Below are 15,358 nucleotides of genomic sequence, written 5' to 3'. Positions count from 1 at the left end.
CTTTCGTTGTATTGCCAAAGAGATGGGTTGTTGAGCGATCTTTTGCCTGGTTAGAAAAATGTAGAAGATTGTGGAAAAATTGCGAACGTAAACTCAACACCAGCTTGCAAATGATTGTCCTTTCCTTCATTTCTCTCCTATTACGAAGATTTTAAACAGGTTCTAAGAAACTTGAAGCAATTGCTCAGGATTTAACTGATTCTAATAGGATTCAGATTATCATTAAGTCTTTAGCTGACAACCCAGAGAAACTTCAAGCTTTTGCTCGCAATATGTCTAATGAGCAGTTTAAAGAACTTTTGGATAACGTAGGTGCAGAAGAGCTAAAAGATATTATTCACAAATTGCCTTATGAGAAAGTGACAGCTGTGATTGGTGATCTTGGCAGTAAAGATCAGTCTAAAGCTATTATTGATGCATTAAAAGGGGAACTTGAAGAGCAGAGTAAACAGAACAAGGAAATGATTGAGATGCTCAAGCAAATCAAGGACGATATGCCAGATATTGGACAGGCTCCAGACTTTACAATAGTAGACATTAATAATGACTCACTGTTATTTGTATAGTAGTGATTTATAAAGATAAGTAGTTTTTTTATAGGAGGTAACTATTATGAATAAAAATGTAAAATTATATTCTAGTGAAGAAGTTGAATCAAATAATACATTACAACTTTCGAAGCCGAAGTTTGATAAACCAAGCTTTGAAAAGCCAGTAATAAAAAAGATTGTCAGTGGTAAAACAAAGGAAGAATTTGATATAACTAAAGATATGACACAAGAAGAGATTGATAAGATGCCACAAATTACATTGACCATCAAGCACCTTAAAAATTTTTATGATGGCTTGATAAACAGCATTAATAAGTATGACGAAAATATGGATAGTGCAATTCAAAGTGGTATAATAACACAATTATCATCAACCATAGATAGTATAGGCAGCAAGACAAGTAGTATAGACAGTGAACTTGCAGATCTTAGGAATTCGATTCCAGATATTGGAGAAGCTCCTCCATTACTCCATATTACTGGTGAAGAGAACGGATTGCTTTAATAAAAAAGGTAATAGCCTGATATCAGGCTGTTACCCTTTCCACATATCATTTCAATATAGCTGAGTTGATTTTGAAATTATAATTTTTTATAGGAGTTAGCATGAATAATAGTAAACAAGAAAGCAAAAACGAACTTAAAGTAATAAGCAAAATAGAAGTTAACACCAAACCTAAAGGTTATGATGAAACAGTTGCGCGAAATCCAGCGCAGCTTGGTTATGTCCACAAAGCTTTAGATAAATTAATCGCAGAGCTGAACACGAAATTCGTTCCTGAATTGGATGATGTATTGCATAACAATAGCAACTCTATCAGTCAATTAAATGACATGCTAACAGAAGAAGGGAGTAAGCTTGACGAGCTAATAAAAGAAATTAACGATTTAAAATCTTCGCTAGAATCGCCACCAATGGATGCTCCTGAATTCATATAAGAAAAAAAGTAATAGCCCAGTGGGCTGTTACTCTCTCTACATATCGTTTCAATACAGCTGAATTAGGGAATCTGTTTTAAAACTTTCGGCATATAGTTCTCATCATGTTTTGCAAACACTGTATCTGCAAGAAAAGTACTATTATCAAACATTTTACCTTGCACAACAACACCACTTTTTTCTGAAAACATTGGTGGAAGTATCCCTTGATATTTTACCACAACGCTTTTGTTAAAATCTGTCATTTGAAAAATTACTTCACTTTCGCTCCGTATCACGCTATTTTCAACAACCATTCCACCAACACGGATTAGTTTTTGACTATTTTGTAAAACTATTGCCTCACTTACTGTATAGAAAAATGAGATGTTTTCTTTGAGCGTTGTTAAAATAAAAAAGACTATGCAGCTTAAAAAGCAGAAAATTCCTGAAGTTATAAGTAATCGCTTATGTTTCTTCTTCATTATTATCTTTCAGGCTTTCTAGAATTTTTTTACTTTTAATATAGCAAGAAATGGTAAGAATCAGTTCTCCGGTAATCAATGTAAGACTAATAAGGTAAGCAAAAATCACATACGTGTTCATAATATATCGTTAATAAATAACTCACCTGCATCAAAATAAATTAAGCTTTCATCCTTTTGCTGCAACACCAATTTACCACTTTCATCTACATCAGCAAAAATTCCTTCATACAATTTGCCAGCTAACTTTACACTGATTTGCTCGTTCATCTTGAATGCTCTTGTGAGCCACATTTTTCTTATAGCATAAAACCCATCAAACAGCCATTGCTTTCTTAGCTTATTAAAATTTATTATTAATTTCTCTAATAGATCTATGTTAGACACAGATTCACCGTAATTGCTAATACACATTGTTCCTGGAAGTGGTGCATGATTGACATTAATTCCAATTCCTACAATAAGCCAATTCGAATTGGATCTTTTTTCAAGCAATATTCCACTGATTTTTTTACTATCAACTAGGACATCATTTGGCCATTTATATTGAATGTTACTATCATCCATAAATGACAGTAAAGTATTCCCTACAACAAGAGCAGTCACAAAAGTCAATTCTGTTAATTTGCTAACTTGATTCATTAAACCTCTTTCTGTCATCCCAGTATTTTCCCCAGTGTTTGACACATAACTATGCGAACGTTGCAATTTGCAGGTGGTATGTGGTGTCATTCCAGTGCGTGACACTGGAATCCAGTTCTTATTACACAGTTGCCTGATGTGCCCATTTGTAATTAAGTTTTCTGGATCCCAGTGTCTGGGCACTGGGATGACATCATCCTTGGTGGGAATACCACAACGTTTGTACAGTTGTGTGCTTGACCATTCTTCTTTTTTTCTAGATTCCAGCGTCACGCGCTGGAATGACACCGAAAGCTGGCTTTCATTCAGATAATCGTTAAAGAGGTTTATCACCAAACTCGCATAAAAATTACCCTCTGGAGAAACCCAACTTTTTCCGGTGCGCCCCCTGCCTTCTATTTGTTTATCGGCAATAATAACGGTTTCATTTGATATTCCTTTATCAATTAAATCCAACGCTTCTTTATTAGTGCTTGAAACTTCTTTGTAATGATGAATATGAAAGCCCTCAGGGATCACCTTGTCAGCCCTTTAGTTCAATGAGTGAGTAAAGATCTTCTACATACAAGAAAAGAACGAGGTTGATCAGTGAAGCCACTGAAGTGATAATGAATAGACCCTTAGAATAAGCAACCTTATTGCCACCAGCTTTATCAAAATACATAACTTTCATGATATTTAAATAATAGTAGCATGATATCACACTCGCTATTACAAGGATCAAGGACAGGCTGATAAAGCCAGAATTTATTAAACTTTTGAATATAAAAAGTTTAGCGAAAAACCCAGCAAGTGGAGGTATTCCCGACATTGAGAGTAACAGCACAGAAAGATGAAATGCTACAATTGGGCGTTTCTTCCCTATACCAGATAAATTTGCAATATCACAATCGTCATCGTCAATTTGTACGAGATATGAGAATAGCCCTATGCTTGTGATGATATATATCACCAGATACATTAAGGCACTATCTGTTCCTGCTTGTGTAAAAATAGAAAGTGAAGCAAATATAAAACCAATGTGACCAATTGAACTGTAAGCAAGCAGCCTTTTTAAGTTTTGCTGACGTAAGGCCCCAAAAGCTGAGATAAGCACAGACAATGCTGAAACGTATAAGAAAATAGGCTGAACATAACTTTTTACATTTACTAACTCTTCATTCATCAATCGAATTAAAAATGTTACAAGTGCAGCTTTTGGAGCTGTAGAAAAAAACGCAGTTACTATGGTAGGTGCACCTTGATAGACATCTGGAGCCCACATATGAAAAGGAACAATAGCAAGCTTGAAACACAAACCAATTAGGACAAAGACTAACCCAAAAACTATTCCATAAGTTATCTGATGGTTTTGCAAGAATGAACTGAGCTCAGAGAAATTGACTTGTCCTGTATATCCATAAAGCAGCGACATTCCATATAGCATAATGCAGGAAGATAGTGCACTAAGTGTAAAATATTTCACTCCTGCTTCACATGAATAAGCTGAATCTTTATTAAAGCTCGCAAGAACATACAAAGATATACTCATCAACTCAAAAGCTAAATAAAAAGAGATCAGACTATTTGCTGAAACCAAAGTTATCATGCCAAATAGCGCAAAAAGAATCAGTATTGAAAATTCATATTTATAGTCATATTTTGATAAATTCAGCATCAAAAGTATTAAAATTCCTGCGCTGAGAATTAACCCTTGGGCTGACCTGATATATAAATTGAGTTTTAACAACGAATTAAAGAGAAAAATTTCATTGTTTTCTGCCAAAAGAATTAAAATAATCAAAGTTACCACTGTGCAGCCAAGTGCTAATAAGTTGATAGTTCGGCGGTTAAATATAATCCCAAGCAGCAGCAACACGAACGAGGAGATAATAGAGAACGTTTCCGGCAATATCTGTATATAATTCATAGCGCATTATATTTGACTAACAAATTTGCCATACATGGCCTCAAATAATTCAGTGCAAGGGTTGGATAGAATCCAAGCAAAATAACAAACACTGCAAGCAGAATTAAGACAGAAAATTCTATGCTATCCAAGCGGTTATTTAATAATTTAGAATAGCTAACCCCCCATATTATTTGCTTACATAAATTCAGCATATAAACTGCGCTTAAAATAGTGCCAAGTGCGATAAATCCTGTAAAAAACCCTATGCTCTTAAACATTCCAACCATAGCCAAAAACTCACCTGCGAACCCAGATGTTCCAGGTAGCCCTATTGAAGCCATTGAAAATAAAATGAACATAAAACCAAATTTTGGCATTGTGTTTACTATGCCAAAATACTTTGCAATCTCCAAAGTTCCAGTTCGAGTATATAGCATTCCAACACACAAAAATAAAGCAGCAGAAATAAGGCCATGACTAATCATTTGAAATATGCTACCCAGTACTCCTTCCTCACAAAATGAAAAGAGGCCAGCAGTAACGATCCCCATATGTGCTATTGAAGAATAAGCTATTAACTTCTTTATATCATCTTGAGCAAACGCAACTAGCGAAGCATATATCACCGCAATAATGCTCAGCACAACAACGAAATTTGAAAAATACAAACTTGCCTGAGGAAGCATTGGAATAGAAAACCTTAAAAATCCATATCCCCCCATTTTAATGAGCAAGCCAGCTAAAATCACAGATCCAGAAGTTGGTGATTGCACATGCGCATCAGGAAGCCAAGTGTGAAATGGAAACATAGGTACTTTTATTGCAAAAGAAATAAAAAATGCAATCCACAGCAATGACTGCACTTCAAGATCAAGGCTTGGCACTAATGTAGCTAATTTTTGTATATTAAACGTTCCAAAAATGTTATAGATGTAAACCAATCCAAGTAGAAATAATAATGAGCCAGTTAATGTATAAAGAAACAACTTAAACGTTGCATATACCCTGTGTTTTCCTCCCCAGATGCCAATAATAAAGAACATTGGTATTAAAACAGCTTCAAAAAACACATAAAAGCTTATAGCATTCAGTGAAACGAAAAAACCGACTACAAAACTCTCAAGCAGTAGAAACAATGCCATATAGGCTTTTAGGGTCGTATAACTCATTTTGCAGTTGTAGAGTATACAAATTACAAACAAGAAAGTTGTAAGCAGAAGGAAAAGCAACGATATACCATCTATCCCTATTCCAACATTTCTAATTGGGTAGCTGACAAACTGAAAGTCCGCATTGTTATAATCAAATTCTATACAAGCTACAATGCTAAGCAAAAATGGAAGTACAGCAAAAAATAGGGCAAGGAATCTTAAGTGTATAGATTGATGATTAATCCTGATTAAGGATAAAATCAACGCTCCTATCAGTGGAAGCAAGAATATACTAAGTAATAACACCTTCTATTTAATTCCAATAATACATAAAGTACCGATTATTAGAGTAACAAACATAATAAATGCATAATCAAATATATAACCAGTTTGTAACTTTATAGAACTTTTTGAACATCCATTAACCAACCTTACAACACCATTTGGTCCAAATGAATCAATAGCCTTAACATCAAACTTCCATAGAAGCCTAGATATAAACCTTATCGGTGCAATTATAACAAACTCATACACCTCATCAAAGTACCATTTATTCTGCAAAAACTTAAGTAAAAATTTACTCTTAATTTGCCTAATTACTTGATATTGGTAAATTAGGTACGCAAGTGCTATTCCACTTAGGCTTGCTAAGGTTGGCAGTAGTTTTATAAAGAAATTATGAACTCCATGCTCATCAATCATCACTAAACTTGATTTCCAAAACGCATTACTAGTTATGTTCAAAATATTTGCTCCCCATATTCCAGAAAATACTGATCCAAAAGCGAGTATCAGTAATGGTATAAGCATAATCTTTGGTGCCTCATGTATATTAATTTTACTTTGTTTTTGGCTGTGGAACACAAGAAGCAATAACCTCCAAGAGTAAAACGCTGTGAAGAATGCAACAACTAAGCTTATTACAAAAGCAAAGCTATCCGTGCTATAAGCATGTTCAATTATCAAATCCTTTGAATAAAAACCTGCAAATGGGAATATCCCAGAAAGCGCAAGAGATCCAATCCACATGAGAGCGTAAGTGCAAGGGATTTTCTTCCAGCAATTTCCCATTTTCTGAATGTTTTGCTCATGATGCATTGCATGAATCACATTGCCAGCACCAAGAAATAGTAGAGCTTTAAAAAAAGCGTGTGTCATTAAATGAAAAATAGCAACATTGTAAGCAGAAAGCCCACATGCCATGAACATATAACCAAGTTGACTGCAGGTTGAATAAGCAATTATTTTCTTTATATCGTTCTGAGTAATTGCAACGGTGGCTGCAAAAAAAGCAGTGAGTGCTCCAACGATAACTATTAATTCTCGTGCCACATTTGATAACTCAAACAATGGAGAACACTTTGCTACTAAAAATATACCTGCTGTTACCATCGTTGCTGCGTGAATAAGTGCAGAAACAGGAGTTGGCCCCTCCATTGCATCTGGCAACCAAACATGTAAACCAAGCTGTGCAGATTTACCCATACAGCCAATAAAAAGTAATATGCATATTATATGAGTTACTTTGAATTCACAGCAGAATGCCCTAATGTTCTGCGTGCCAAGAAGATCAGTTGTGTCAAAAACTTCAGTAAAATTCAAAGAGTGAAATGTATAATAAATAAGAAAGATTCCAATCAATAGTGCAAAGTCTCCTACCCTATTCACAACAAATGCTTCAATTGCTGCATTATTTGCAGAATATTTTTGAAACCAAAATCCTATGAGTAAATAAGAACATAGGCCAACCCCTTCCCAGCCAAAAAAAAGCTGCACGAAATTATCGCTTACAACCAGCACAATCATGCAAAACGTAAACAGCGATAGGTAAGAAAAAAACCTCGACTTCCCCTTATCATGCTCCATATAACCGACAGAGTAGAGATGTACTACCAGTGAAACAGTGGTAATAACAATCAGCATTAAGGATGAGAGAGCATCCACACTAATTGCCCAATTTACTTTTAATGCACTTAATGAAAATAGAGGAAATAAAACTAAATGATAGTTTTCAGAGAAGGTAAGAAAAACATACCAAGATAAAACTGCAGATATTCCAATCCCTGCCGTTGTAACTAACTGACCAAAAACATCTTTTCTAAAAAGTGCTGCAAACAGCGAACCAAAAAGTGGCAAAAATACTATTAATTTCAGTATATACGTCATACTTTCATTCTTTCATTAAATTTGCTTGTTCAACGTCTATATTGCCACGGCTTCTATAATATACAACCAATATTGCAAGCCCAACTCCTGACTCTGCTGCCGCAACAGTCAACACAAACATCACAAAAATTTGCCCAACTATATCATTCATAAAGGCAGAAAAAGCAACTAGATTGATATTAATTGCCAGCAATAATATTTCTATTGATAACAGTATGTTGATTATGCTCTTACGGTTGATGAAAATACCGCACACCCCAATAGTGAACAAAATAGCAGCAACTATCAAAAAGTGATTTAATCCTATTTCCATTCTACTCCTTTTCCAAATTTAGCCTTAATCAATTTTACAGATGAAGATTGTGTCAATTGCTTTAATACATTCTGTTTTTTAACTCCTTTTTTCTTGTCTTGCAAAGTAAGAGCAATTGCACCAACAATTGCAACAAGCAGCAGAATACCAGAGAGATGAAAAGCGTACATGTAGTCAGTGTAGAGCAAATTACCGATAGCTTTCACGTTATTGGTATTATAGTTTATAACATCGCTTATATTTGGTGCTGAGCTGCGGATTACAAAGCTGATAATCAAAAAAAACACAATACACAACATAGCACCAAGAGTGAAATGCTTTGCAAAACCCTGGCGCAACCTTATGTAGTCAACATCGAGCATCATAACTACAAAGAGAAACAACACCGCAACCGCACCGATGTATACTATCAGCACCATCATAGCAATGAATTCAGCTCCAAGGAGAATGAAAAGCACTGCAGAGTTAACGAAGGTGAAAATTAAAAATAATACTGCATGCACAGGACTTCTTACACTAATTACGCATACAGCAGATAAAATGCTTAGAATTGCAAAAAAATAAAAGAAAAAAGGCATCGATACCTTAACTGCAACAATAGTTACTAATTTAAAGTAACTATTGTTGTAAAGTCAATATTATATTAAACGTTTGAAAACATTGTACTGCAAAGCTCCAGCTCCATTTTAAATTGCTATATAGAGCATTTTCTCAGTAATGCAATAAACACTTAAACTTGTTCTTGACAACTTTAATTTATTAACGTATAATATATGTATGTTAGTAATTAATGGCGGCTTAAAATGTACAACATATTTGGTTATTTTCAAAGTAATAACACTTGTAATACACAAAGTGGTAAATTAAATAGAGAAAGTTATCAGTACACTACAAGAGATTATGTGACAATTTACTTTAATAACACACCAGCCAGTTTAGGTAGATCATTGAGAGGATTTAAAGAAAAAGCGTATGGATTTATGTATGATATCGGAACTTGGTTGAAAGAAACATATGAAAATCTCACTGAACGACCTGCAACGCATAATCACTATACCCCAAAAGAAAAACCCCTTGTTGAAGAAATAGGAGTGGAGGAACCAGATCGTACATATAAGCCATTCCGAACTCCACCTATCCACCCAACAACTGGTGCCAATGACTTAAATCAAGTTGTTGTTACTCAGCATACACTTGAAACTACCCCAACAAGATAGATCTACGTTTAAATATGTAGTACTTGAGTGAAGCATTCTTTAACTGTTCTATTCAATAAAACCTTTACAATATTTCAATCATAGGTTTAACTTTACGAAGTTATAATCTATAGGGCTACGATGAACGATTATCTCTCACTGCTAAATCCAGAACAACAATCAGCCGTAACTAACATAGATGGACCAGTTTTGATACTGGCAGGAGCCGGGACGGGAAAAACAAGAGCGATTACTTCAAGAATAGCACACATAATTAGAAACGGTCACGCTTATTCTGATGAGATATTAGCAGTTACATTCACAAATAAAGCAGCAAATGAGATGGTATCAAGGGTACTTGAGCTAACGGGCACAAACATACCATGGCTTGGCACTTTCCATGCAATTGCAGCAAAAATCTTGCGCCTGCACGCAGAAATTGTGGGCTTAAACCCCAATTTTACAATCATTGGTGTGGATGACCAATTACAGGTAATAAAAAATATTATCAATGAAATAAATCCTGATTACCTATCAGAAAAATGTAAGACCATTATGAATATTATTCAGCAATGGAAAGAGAAGTGCTTATTGCCATCTGAAGTGGAAGATATTCAATCATTTAGGCCAGTGTACGTAACTGCACTCAAAGTCTATCACCAGTATCAGGAAAGGTTGAAATTCCTTAATTCTGTCGATTTTGGTGACTTGTTGCTATATAACATACAACTCTTTAATCAAAAGGCCGAAGTTCTGTCCTATTACCAAAACAAGTTTAAATATGTCATGGTAGATGAATATCAAGATACAAATGCAATACAATATCTTTGGCTAAAATACCTTGCAAAAGAGCACTCAAATATTTGCTGTGTAGGAGATGACGATCAATCAATATACAGTTGGCGTGGTGCAGAAGTTGAAAATATTTTGAAGTTTTCTGACGATTTTAAAAATGCAAAAACTGTTAAACTAGAGTGTAACTACAGGTCAACATCCCACATACTTGCAACTGCGTCATATGTTATCAATCACAATAAGACTCGCTTAGAAAAAAAATTGTGGACAACAAACATTGAAGGGGAAAAGGTAAATCTAATAAAATTATGGGATGGGAAAGCTGAAGCAAGGTTCATAAGCGAACAGATATTGAAACTCAATAAATACAGATTTAGTGACATTGCAGTGCTGGTAAGGGCCACTTTTCAAACTAGAGTTCTCGAAGAGTATTTTATAAAATATTCAATTCCCTACAAGATTATAAGTGGCGTAAAATTCTACGAACGTCAGGAAGTCAGGGATATAATTGCATATTTAAGACTTGTTACAAACAATAACGATGACTTAGCTTTCGAAAGGATAGTAAATCGGCCAAAAAGAAGCATAGGAGCTACAACTCTAAAGAAAATATACACGACTGCTCAGGATAACAAAATTTCTTTTTTTGAGGCAGCAAAAATATTAGTTAATAGTAATCAGGTAACCGAAAGAATTAAACTCTCACTCAACGATTTTTTAAATAAAATTAAAGCTTGGGAAGAAATAGTAAGCGTAAAACCACTGCATGAATTCGTTAAAATCGTAGCAAACCAATCAGGATATATTGAAATGCTTGAAAATGAGGAGGTAACAGGCTTAGCACGAATAGAAAATGTTAAAGAGCTCATCTCATCTTTAAAAAATTTCGATAATGCCACAACTTTCTTGGAGCATATAAGTCTGGTGATGGAAGTGGATAATATGAATAACGATGACACCGTATATGTTATGACTCTTCATGCAGCCAAAGGACTTGAATTCCCGTGCGTGTTTCTACCTGGTTGGGAAGAGGGATTATTTCCTCATCAAAGATCTTTTGATGACAAAAGTGGTAAAGCTTTAGAAGAAGAAAGAAGACTTGCATATGTTGGCATAACCAGGGCAAAGGAAAGGTTAATCATTTCATGTGCAGATAGGAGGGAAATTAACAACCAGTGGCAACCGACGCGCACTTCTCGGTTCATTAAAGAATTGCCAAGAGAAAATGTTGAGGTAATTAAAAGCAACATTGCCTACTGTTGAAGCTATAATTGCAGATAAACATATCTTACAAATCTGAATTACTTCAACTATATGTTTCTCCTGGCAAAAATTCTGTAACCGTTCACACTTAATTCTTCAATCTCATACCAATTTCTATTACATAACAAACAAATAGACAATAGAAGTGAGAAGGTTATACTAAGGCAGTATAATGATGGAGTTTTGGAATGGCATTGGTATCAGGTTGCAATTTTAGCTTACATTGTGCCAATCTTTCTTCGATTGCTGCTCGCATAAATTCTGCCTGTCTTTTAGTTCTGCAGTGCACTACCGCATCATCCACATATCTTTCAAATGGTACTGTTGGGTGATTTTGTTTCATCCATATATCAAATGCATGGTGTATAAATATGTTTGAAATGATTGGGCTTATTGAACCTCCTTGCGGAACTCCTTTTTTCCCTAACTACCTTACTGCCATCTGCTTGCTGAATAGGGGATTTCATCCACTTTTCAACATACAGTATGGCCCATTTGCAGTCTGTGTGCTTCTTGATAGCCTGCAGTGCTAAATTGTGGTCCAGATTGTCGAAAAATCCTGTAACATCAACAGCTTTCTTGGTAATCGTATCCTGTCTCCAATAAACAGCGGTTTTGCTATGTATCCTTGATCAGCAAAAAACTTACGTAAAGTTGGAGCCTTGTATTTAGCTTGAGTGAAAAGATTTAGAGCACCATCACGATCTTGAACACTTGCACTATGAACATCAGCCGCAATAATTAAGCCCACTGTATCTACAACAATATGACGTTTTCTACCCTTTATTTTTTTTTCAGCATCATATCCTCTGGATCCCCTTTTTGAGTGGTTTTTACTGATTGACTGTCAATTATTCCTACTGAAGGTGTTTCATTTTTACCAAACATTTTTCTTACCTCTTTTACTAGCATATTATGTATTTTTTCCAATTTGCCATTACTACGTCACCTGAGAAAATAGTCATACACCGTCTTCCATGGAGGAAAATCTTTCGGCAGCATTCTCCATTGACAACCACCTCTCATTATATACCTTATTGCATTAATAATTGTTCTGATATTGTGCTTTCTTGGCCTCCCTATCTTTCCTTGTGCAACATGTGGCTCCAAAATTTCCCATTCCTTATCACTTGGATACAATTTTCCCTCCTATTTTTTACTTACACTATCATATTTTTTTCCTCATTCCTTTTCAAGACATACTCTTAGACAACTGGACGTCAAGCCTATCCTAGTGCTGCATATCAAGCTCATACTCAGTATGTAAATCTTTGACCAAAGCTACAACGTATTCTTTTTGAACAATTATACTGATTTTGATTTCAGATGTTGTGATAGCAAGTATTTCTATCTTTTTTTCGCTTAAAACCTTGAGTGTGCGGTGCATCACTTCAGTGTTAGACATAACACCAATACCAATTATTGAAATTTTAGCTACATTATCGTTTATAGCATAATTTTCATTCTTATTCAGTAACTTTTTCATTAAATCAATATCAAATTTGGAGATAACAAAACTTGACACATGTATCATATCAATTTTAACGTTTGCTCCTGCTATATCTCTTAAAGTACGCAAGTTATTTGCAAGGTTAGTGAAAGTTACAAGAGCTTCATTAGTGCTATAAGTTATTCCAGTAATTAAGTATCTCTCTAGTACATCCCTTTTGTGTAGTACTGTGGTGCCTTCTACTTCCTTAAAAGTGGATAGCACTTGCACTTTAATGTTATGTTTCATTGCAAGTTGTACTGAACGATTATGCAGTATTTTAGCACCAGATGACGACATTTCCAACATTTCATCGTAAGAGATAAATTTGAGCTTGCGTGCCTTTGGAACAATTTTCGGGTCTGCTGTATATATTCCATCAATATCAGTAAAAATTTCGCAAGTTCTAACACCAAAGGCTACCGCGAAGGCAACTGCTGATATATCAGAGCCTCCTCTTCCAAAAGTAGTGATTCTATCATCATTTATACCCTGAAAACCAGCAATGATCGCAGCAGTATAACCCTCAGCAAAAGATCTTTTCACACGTTCAATCTTTATTGTTTTTATTTTAGACTCAGAATAAAAATCATCAGTTACAATTGGTAACTGCCAGGCAAGCCACGATTTAGCATTAACTCCGATCGATTGGAGAGTGATAGCTAATAGACCGCAAGAGATTTGTTCTCCTGCTGAAAGCATAACGTCATACTCTGATAACTCTTGTCTATAACTTAAATTTGAGATTTGCCTAGCCTGAAAAACCATTTGGTCAGTAAATCCTGCAACAGCAGATACAACAACGATTACATTACAACCTTTCTCAATATCGTTTTTTATCAAATTTGCAACTCGGTTTAAATCAGTTAGCGAAGTCCCACCAAATTTTTTTATGATTATTTTGTCCATAGTTACAATATAACTCTCTTCTGAAGAAAAATATAGTTTTTGTAGAGATAGCAGCTTGCAAGCCATTTAGAAAAGGGAGAACAAAGCGATAGCTAACGCGTCATACCACGATTCATTCCATAGCTGTACGAACATTCATTTTTGAAGGTAAATTGCACAGCAAATGGTGTCATCCCAGTGCCTAGACACTGGGATCCAGAAGACTTAATTTCAACCAAGTGGCTGCATAATAAAGGCTGGATTCCAGTGCCAAGCGCTGGCATGACATCCTCCCTTGTGAAAATTGCTCTCAAATCACAATGTTCGTACAGCTATGGATTCATTCGCGGTATAGATTCCGCTAACTAGTAGCGGAATGACGAATTTGTTGTTTTAAAATTGTCAGTAAATCTAAGTCAGTTTAGCTATATAGCACGAACTAAACCACTAAACAGCAGGAGACCTTGCATGACCTCCAAAAAATGCTTTTACTCTTTCAAGATAAGTAGTTGGTTCTGCAGGGATTTCTATATTATACATTGAATAATACACTGCTTCCTTTATACTATCATCTGTAACTAATTCCCTTAATTTTTGCTTTATGGCGCCTCTTTGAATACTTTTTCCATACTCTTCGTAAAATTTTATGTAAAGCTCTTTAAAGACAAATTCTCTTATTTCTATTATTGATTGGTTAATGTTGCTCTTCACCTCATCGCTTATATTATTTTTATCCGCATAATCTTCGGAGTAAAAATCTTCAAACTTGTCTACCAAAATTTTTAATTTTTTATAATTGCAATATTCTTTTAAAAATCTTTCAGTAATTTTAGGCGTTAATACGTTCACTGTTCCATTTATTTGAACCGAGAAATTATTTTGTACTTCAAGACAACTAAGCGAATAAATAATACGATCGAACATTCCCAGAGTACATAAACCAAGTCCATCCTTTCAATTCATTAGTAATAGTGAATTCACATCTGATTTTTGATTCTCAGCAGAAGTTGAAACTAAGTTTGCAGCTTGCGTGAGAGTTAGGCCAGTTTTTGATTCTCGCCAATTTGCTATATCAGAATTATTAAAGTTAAGATAATTCTGCAATTGATTTCTTTGTTCAACTGTTAACTCATCTGAGTTGTTTATATAATCTTCAAACTTTTTATTGAGTACATTTGGTTGAGTTCCAAATTTCTGTTTTAGTTCTTCAGCACAATGACTTCATAATACACCTCCTTAAGTTTGTTTTTGTGATTTTAGTCTTGCAGTTGCAATTTTAGAAGAGTTATCAATATACTTTTTTAACTCTAGTTCTTGTTCTAGACTTATGGATATCCATGTTTTTGGACCAATACGTCGTGCATCAATAAACTTACGTTCAATCCAATTACGTACTACACCATGACTGACGTTGAATTTTTCTGCAACTTGTTTCACTGATAACTCTTCCTCAGATTTTTGATTACATAGTGCTGGAATCTTAGAACCTGTTAAGGATCTCGAAAATATGAGGTAAAATAAGCATAGTTAAGAAAGAGGTATATCTATGCAAAAAAGCTATCCAAGAGATATAAGTAAAGAACAATTTGAAAAAATTAGACCAATACTGG

20 protein-coding genes and 1 pseudogene are annotated in these 15,358 nt (G+C 34.8%); 6 read left to right on the top strand and 15 right to left on the bottom strand.

Features of this window, described 5'->3' with window-relative positions; genetic code table 11:
- The 4 genes and pseudogenes from OZD63_RS01680 to OZD63_RS01665 form a co-directional block, all read left to right on the top strand.
- The coding region (locus OZD63_RS01680; protein ID WP_275007855.1) for a transposase at positions 1–155 on the top strand (155 nt) is incomplete at its 5' end.
- A 12-nt stretch (positions 156–167) separates the two neighbouring features.
- Positions 168–566 (top strand): annotated as a pseudogene (locus OZD63_RS01675) (MgtE intracellular N domain protein); the annotation flags it as partial.
- Between the two features lie 46 nt (positions 567–612).
- On the top strand, positions 613–1,056 hold the full coding sequence (locus OZD63_RS01670; protein ID WP_275007954.1) for a hypothetical protein: 444 nt from the start codon (positions 613–615) through the stop codon (positions 1,054–1,056).
- Between the two features lie 101 nt (positions 1,057–1,157).
- A complete protein-coding gene (locus OZD63_RS01665) occupies positions 1,158–1,490 on the top strand; it encodes a hypothetical protein (RefSeq protein ID WP_275007952.1) in 333 nt (110 codons plus the stop codon).
- 62 nt (positions 1,491–1,552) lie between these two features.
- Here the strand turns inward: OZD63_RS01665 and ccmE are convergent, their stop codons facing one another.
- From ccmE to OZD63_RS01630, 8 genes are read right to left on the bottom strand one after another with little or no spacing between them, the layout of a single operon-like run.
- Positions 1,553–1,954 (bottom strand): cytochrome c maturation protein CcmE, encoded by a 402-nt coding sequence (gene ccmE, locus OZD63_RS01660; protein ID WP_012673317.1) that lies wholly within the window; start codon positions 1,952–1,954, stop codon positions 1,553–1,555.
- The gene (locus OZD63_RS06235; protein WP_006012903.1) at positions 1,938–2,075 is read right to left on the bottom strand and encodes a CcmD-like small membrane protein; all 138 of its coding nucleotides are present in this window, start codon (positions 2,073–2,075) and stop codon (positions 1,938–1,940) included. Before OZD63_RS06235 ends, ccmE begins: the two co-directional genes overlap by 17 nt.
- Positions 2,072–3,115, bottom strand: a complete 1,044-nt coding sequence (locus tag OZD63_RS01655; RefSeq protein WP_274979835.1) for a biotin--[acetyl-CoA-carboxylase] ligase — start codon at positions 3,113–3,115, stop codon at positions 2,072–2,074. Before OZD63_RS01655 ends, OZD63_RS06235 begins: the two co-directional genes overlap by 4 nt.
- A gap of 4 nt (positions 3,116–3,119) precedes the next feature.
- Positions 3,120–4,505 carry an NADH-quinone oxidoreductase subunit N gene (locus tag OZD63_RS01650; RefSeq protein WP_274979834.1) on the bottom strand — a complete coding sequence of 462 codons (1,386 nt, stop codon included), beginning with the start codon at positions 4,503–4,505 and terminating at the stop codon, positions 3,120–3,122.
- Positions 4,502–5,944 carry a complex I subunit 4 family protein gene (locus OZD63_RS01645; protein WP_275007951.1) on the bottom strand — a complete coding sequence of 481 codons (1,443 nt, stop codon included), beginning with the start codon at positions 5,942–5,944 and terminating at the stop codon, positions 4,502–4,504. The genes OZD63_RS01650 and OZD63_RS01645 overlap by 4 nt, the downstream gene beginning before the upstream one ends.
- A gap of 3 nt (positions 5,945–5,947) precedes the next feature.
- On the bottom strand, positions 5,948–7,804 hold the full coding sequence (gene nuoL, locus OZD63_RS01640) for an NADH-quinone oxidoreductase subunit L (RefSeq protein WP_274979831.1): 1,857 nt from the start codon (positions 7,802–7,804) through the stop codon (positions 5,948–5,950).
- A gap of 4 nt (positions 7,805–7,808) precedes the next feature.
- Entirely contained in the window at positions 7,809–8,117 is a 309-nt protein-coding gene (nuoK, locus tag OZD63_RS01635) for an NADH-quinone oxidoreductase subunit NuoK (RefSeq protein WP_019236815.1), read from the bottom strand.
- Positions 8,108–8,695: an NADH-quinone oxidoreductase subunit J gene (locus OZD63_RS01630; RefSeq protein ID WP_274979830.1), complete on the bottom strand. Its 588-nt coding sequence runs from the start codon at positions 8,693–8,695 to the stop codon at positions 8,108–8,110. Before OZD63_RS01630 ends, nuoK begins: the two co-directional genes overlap by 10 nt.
- A 225-nt stretch (positions 8,696–8,920) precedes the next feature.
- Here OZD63_RS01630 and OZD63_RS01625 point away from each other — a divergent pair, with 225 nt between their 5' ends.
- Together OZD63_RS01625 and OZD63_RS01620 are read left to right on the top strand one after the other, a co-directional pair.
- On the top strand, positions 8,921–9,334 hold the full coding sequence (locus tag OZD63_RS01625) for a WD_0964 family protein (RefSeq protein WP_275007950.1): 414 nt from the start codon (positions 8,921–8,923) through the stop codon (positions 9,332–9,334).
- Positions 9,335–9,454: 120 nt separating this feature from the next.
- Entirely contained in the window at positions 9,455–11,371 is a 1,917-nt protein-coding gene (locus OZD63_RS01620) for an ATP-dependent helicase (protein ID WP_274979828.1), read from the top strand.
- A 154-nt stretch (positions 11,372–11,525) separates the two neighbouring features.
- Here the strand turns inward: OZD63_RS01620 and OZD63_RS01615 are convergent, their stop codons facing one another.
- The 7 genes from OZD63_RS01615 to OZD63_RS01585 all read right to left on the bottom strand — a co-directional run bounded on the left by OZD63_RS01615 (position 11,526) and on the right by OZD63_RS01585 (position 15,185).
- Positions 11,526–11,738, bottom strand: coding sequence for a hypothetical protein (locus tag OZD63_RS01615; protein ID WP_275007956.1), 213 nt, complete (start codon positions 11,736–11,738; stop codon positions 11,526–11,528).
- A 162-nt stretch (positions 11,739–11,900) separates the two neighbouring features.
- Positions 11,901–12,137, bottom strand: a complete 237-nt coding sequence (locus OZD63_RS06125) for a hypothetical protein (RefSeq protein WP_238513961.1) — start codon at positions 12,135–12,137, stop codon at positions 11,901–11,903.
- A 179-nt stretch (positions 12,138–12,316) separates the two neighbouring features.
- Complete coding sequence (locus OZD63_RS01610) at positions 12,317–12,511, bottom strand: transposase (protein ID WP_275007948.1); 195 nt, start codon at positions 12,509–12,511, stop codon at positions 12,317–12,319.
- A gap of 91 nt (positions 12,512–12,602) precedes the next feature.
- Positions 12,603–13,769: an aspartate kinase gene (locus OZD63_RS01605; RefSeq protein WP_275007947.1), complete on the bottom strand. Its 1,167-nt coding sequence runs from the start codon at positions 13,767–13,769 to the stop codon at positions 12,603–12,605.
- A 92-nt stretch (positions 13,770–13,861) separates the two neighbouring features.
- A complete protein-coding gene (locus tag OZD63_RS01600; protein ID WP_259348685.1) occupies positions 13,862–14,032 on the bottom strand; it encodes a hypothetical protein in 171 nt (56 codons plus the stop codon).
- Between the two features lie 163 nt (positions 14,033–14,195).
- The gene (locus OZD63_RS01590; RefSeq protein ID WP_275007945.1) at positions 14,196–14,597 is read right to left on the bottom strand and encodes a hypothetical protein; all 402 of its coding nucleotides are present in this window, start codon (positions 14,595–14,597) and stop codon (positions 14,196–14,198) included.
- A gap of 387 nt (positions 14,598–14,984) precedes the next feature.
- On the bottom strand, positions 14,985–15,185 hold the full coding sequence (locus OZD63_RS01585) for a hypothetical protein (RefSeq protein WP_182320969.1): 201 nt from the start codon (positions 15,183–15,185) through the stop codon (positions 14,985–14,987).
- Positions 15,186–15,358 lie beyond the last annotated feature (173 nt).

The organism is Wolbachia endosymbiont of Drosophila leontia, assembly GCF_028981785.1.
Lineage (GTDB): Bacteria > Pseudomonadota > Alphaproteobacteria > Rickettsiales > Anaplasmataceae > Wolbachia > Wolbachia pipientis.
This window is presented reverse-complemented; position numbering and strand designations above follow the sequence as displayed.

Excerpts from the sequence above, each read along its gene's own strand:
- nuoL (WP_274979831.1), bottom strand. The coding sequence starts at position 7,804 with ATGACGTATATACTGAAATTAATAGTATTTTTGCCACTTTTTGGTTCG.
- OZD63_RS01625 (WP_275007950.1), top strand. The coding sequence starts at position 8,921 with ATGTACAACATATTTGGTTATTTTCAAAGTAATAACACTTGTAATACA.
- nuoK (WP_019236815.1), bottom strand. The coding sequence starts at position 8,117 with ATGGAAATAGGATTAAATCACTTTTTGATAGTTGCTGCTATTTTGTTC.
- OZD63_RS01650 (WP_274979834.1), bottom strand. The coding sequence starts at position 4,505 with ATGAATTATATACAGATATTGCCGGAAACGTTCTCTATTATCTCCTCG.
- OZD63_RS01630 (WP_274979830.1), bottom strand. The coding sequence starts at position 8,695 with ATGCCTTTTTTCTTTTATTTTTTTGCAATTCTAAGCATTTTATCTGCT.
- ccmE (WP_012673317.1), bottom strand. The coding sequence starts at position 1,954 with ATGAAGAAGAAACATAAGCGATTACTTATAACTTCAGGAATTTTCTGC.
- OZD63_RS01600 (WP_259348685.1), bottom strand. The coding sequence starts at position 14,032 with ATGCCAGCGCTTGGCACTGGAATCCAGCCTTTATTATGCAGCCACTTG.
- OZD63_RS01605 (WP_275007947.1), bottom strand. The coding sequence starts at position 13,769 with ATGGACAAAATAATCATAAAAAAATTTGGTGGGACTTCGCTAACTGAT.
- OZD63_RS06235 (WP_006012903.1), bottom strand. The coding sequence starts at position 2,075 with ATGAACACGTATGTGATTTTTGCTTACCTTATTAGTCTTACATTGATT.
- OZD63_RS01665 (WP_275007952.1), top strand. The coding sequence starts at position 1,158 with ATGAATAATAGTAAACAAGAAAGCAAAAACGAACTTAAAGTAATAAGC.
- OZD63_RS01620 (WP_274979828.1), top strand. The coding sequence starts at position 9,455 with ATGAACGATTATCTCTCACTGCTAAATCCAGAACAACAATCAGCCGTA.
- OZD63_RS01670 (WP_275007954.1), top strand. The coding sequence starts at position 613 with ATGAATAAAAATGTAAAATTATATTCTAGTGAAGAAGTTGAATCAAAT.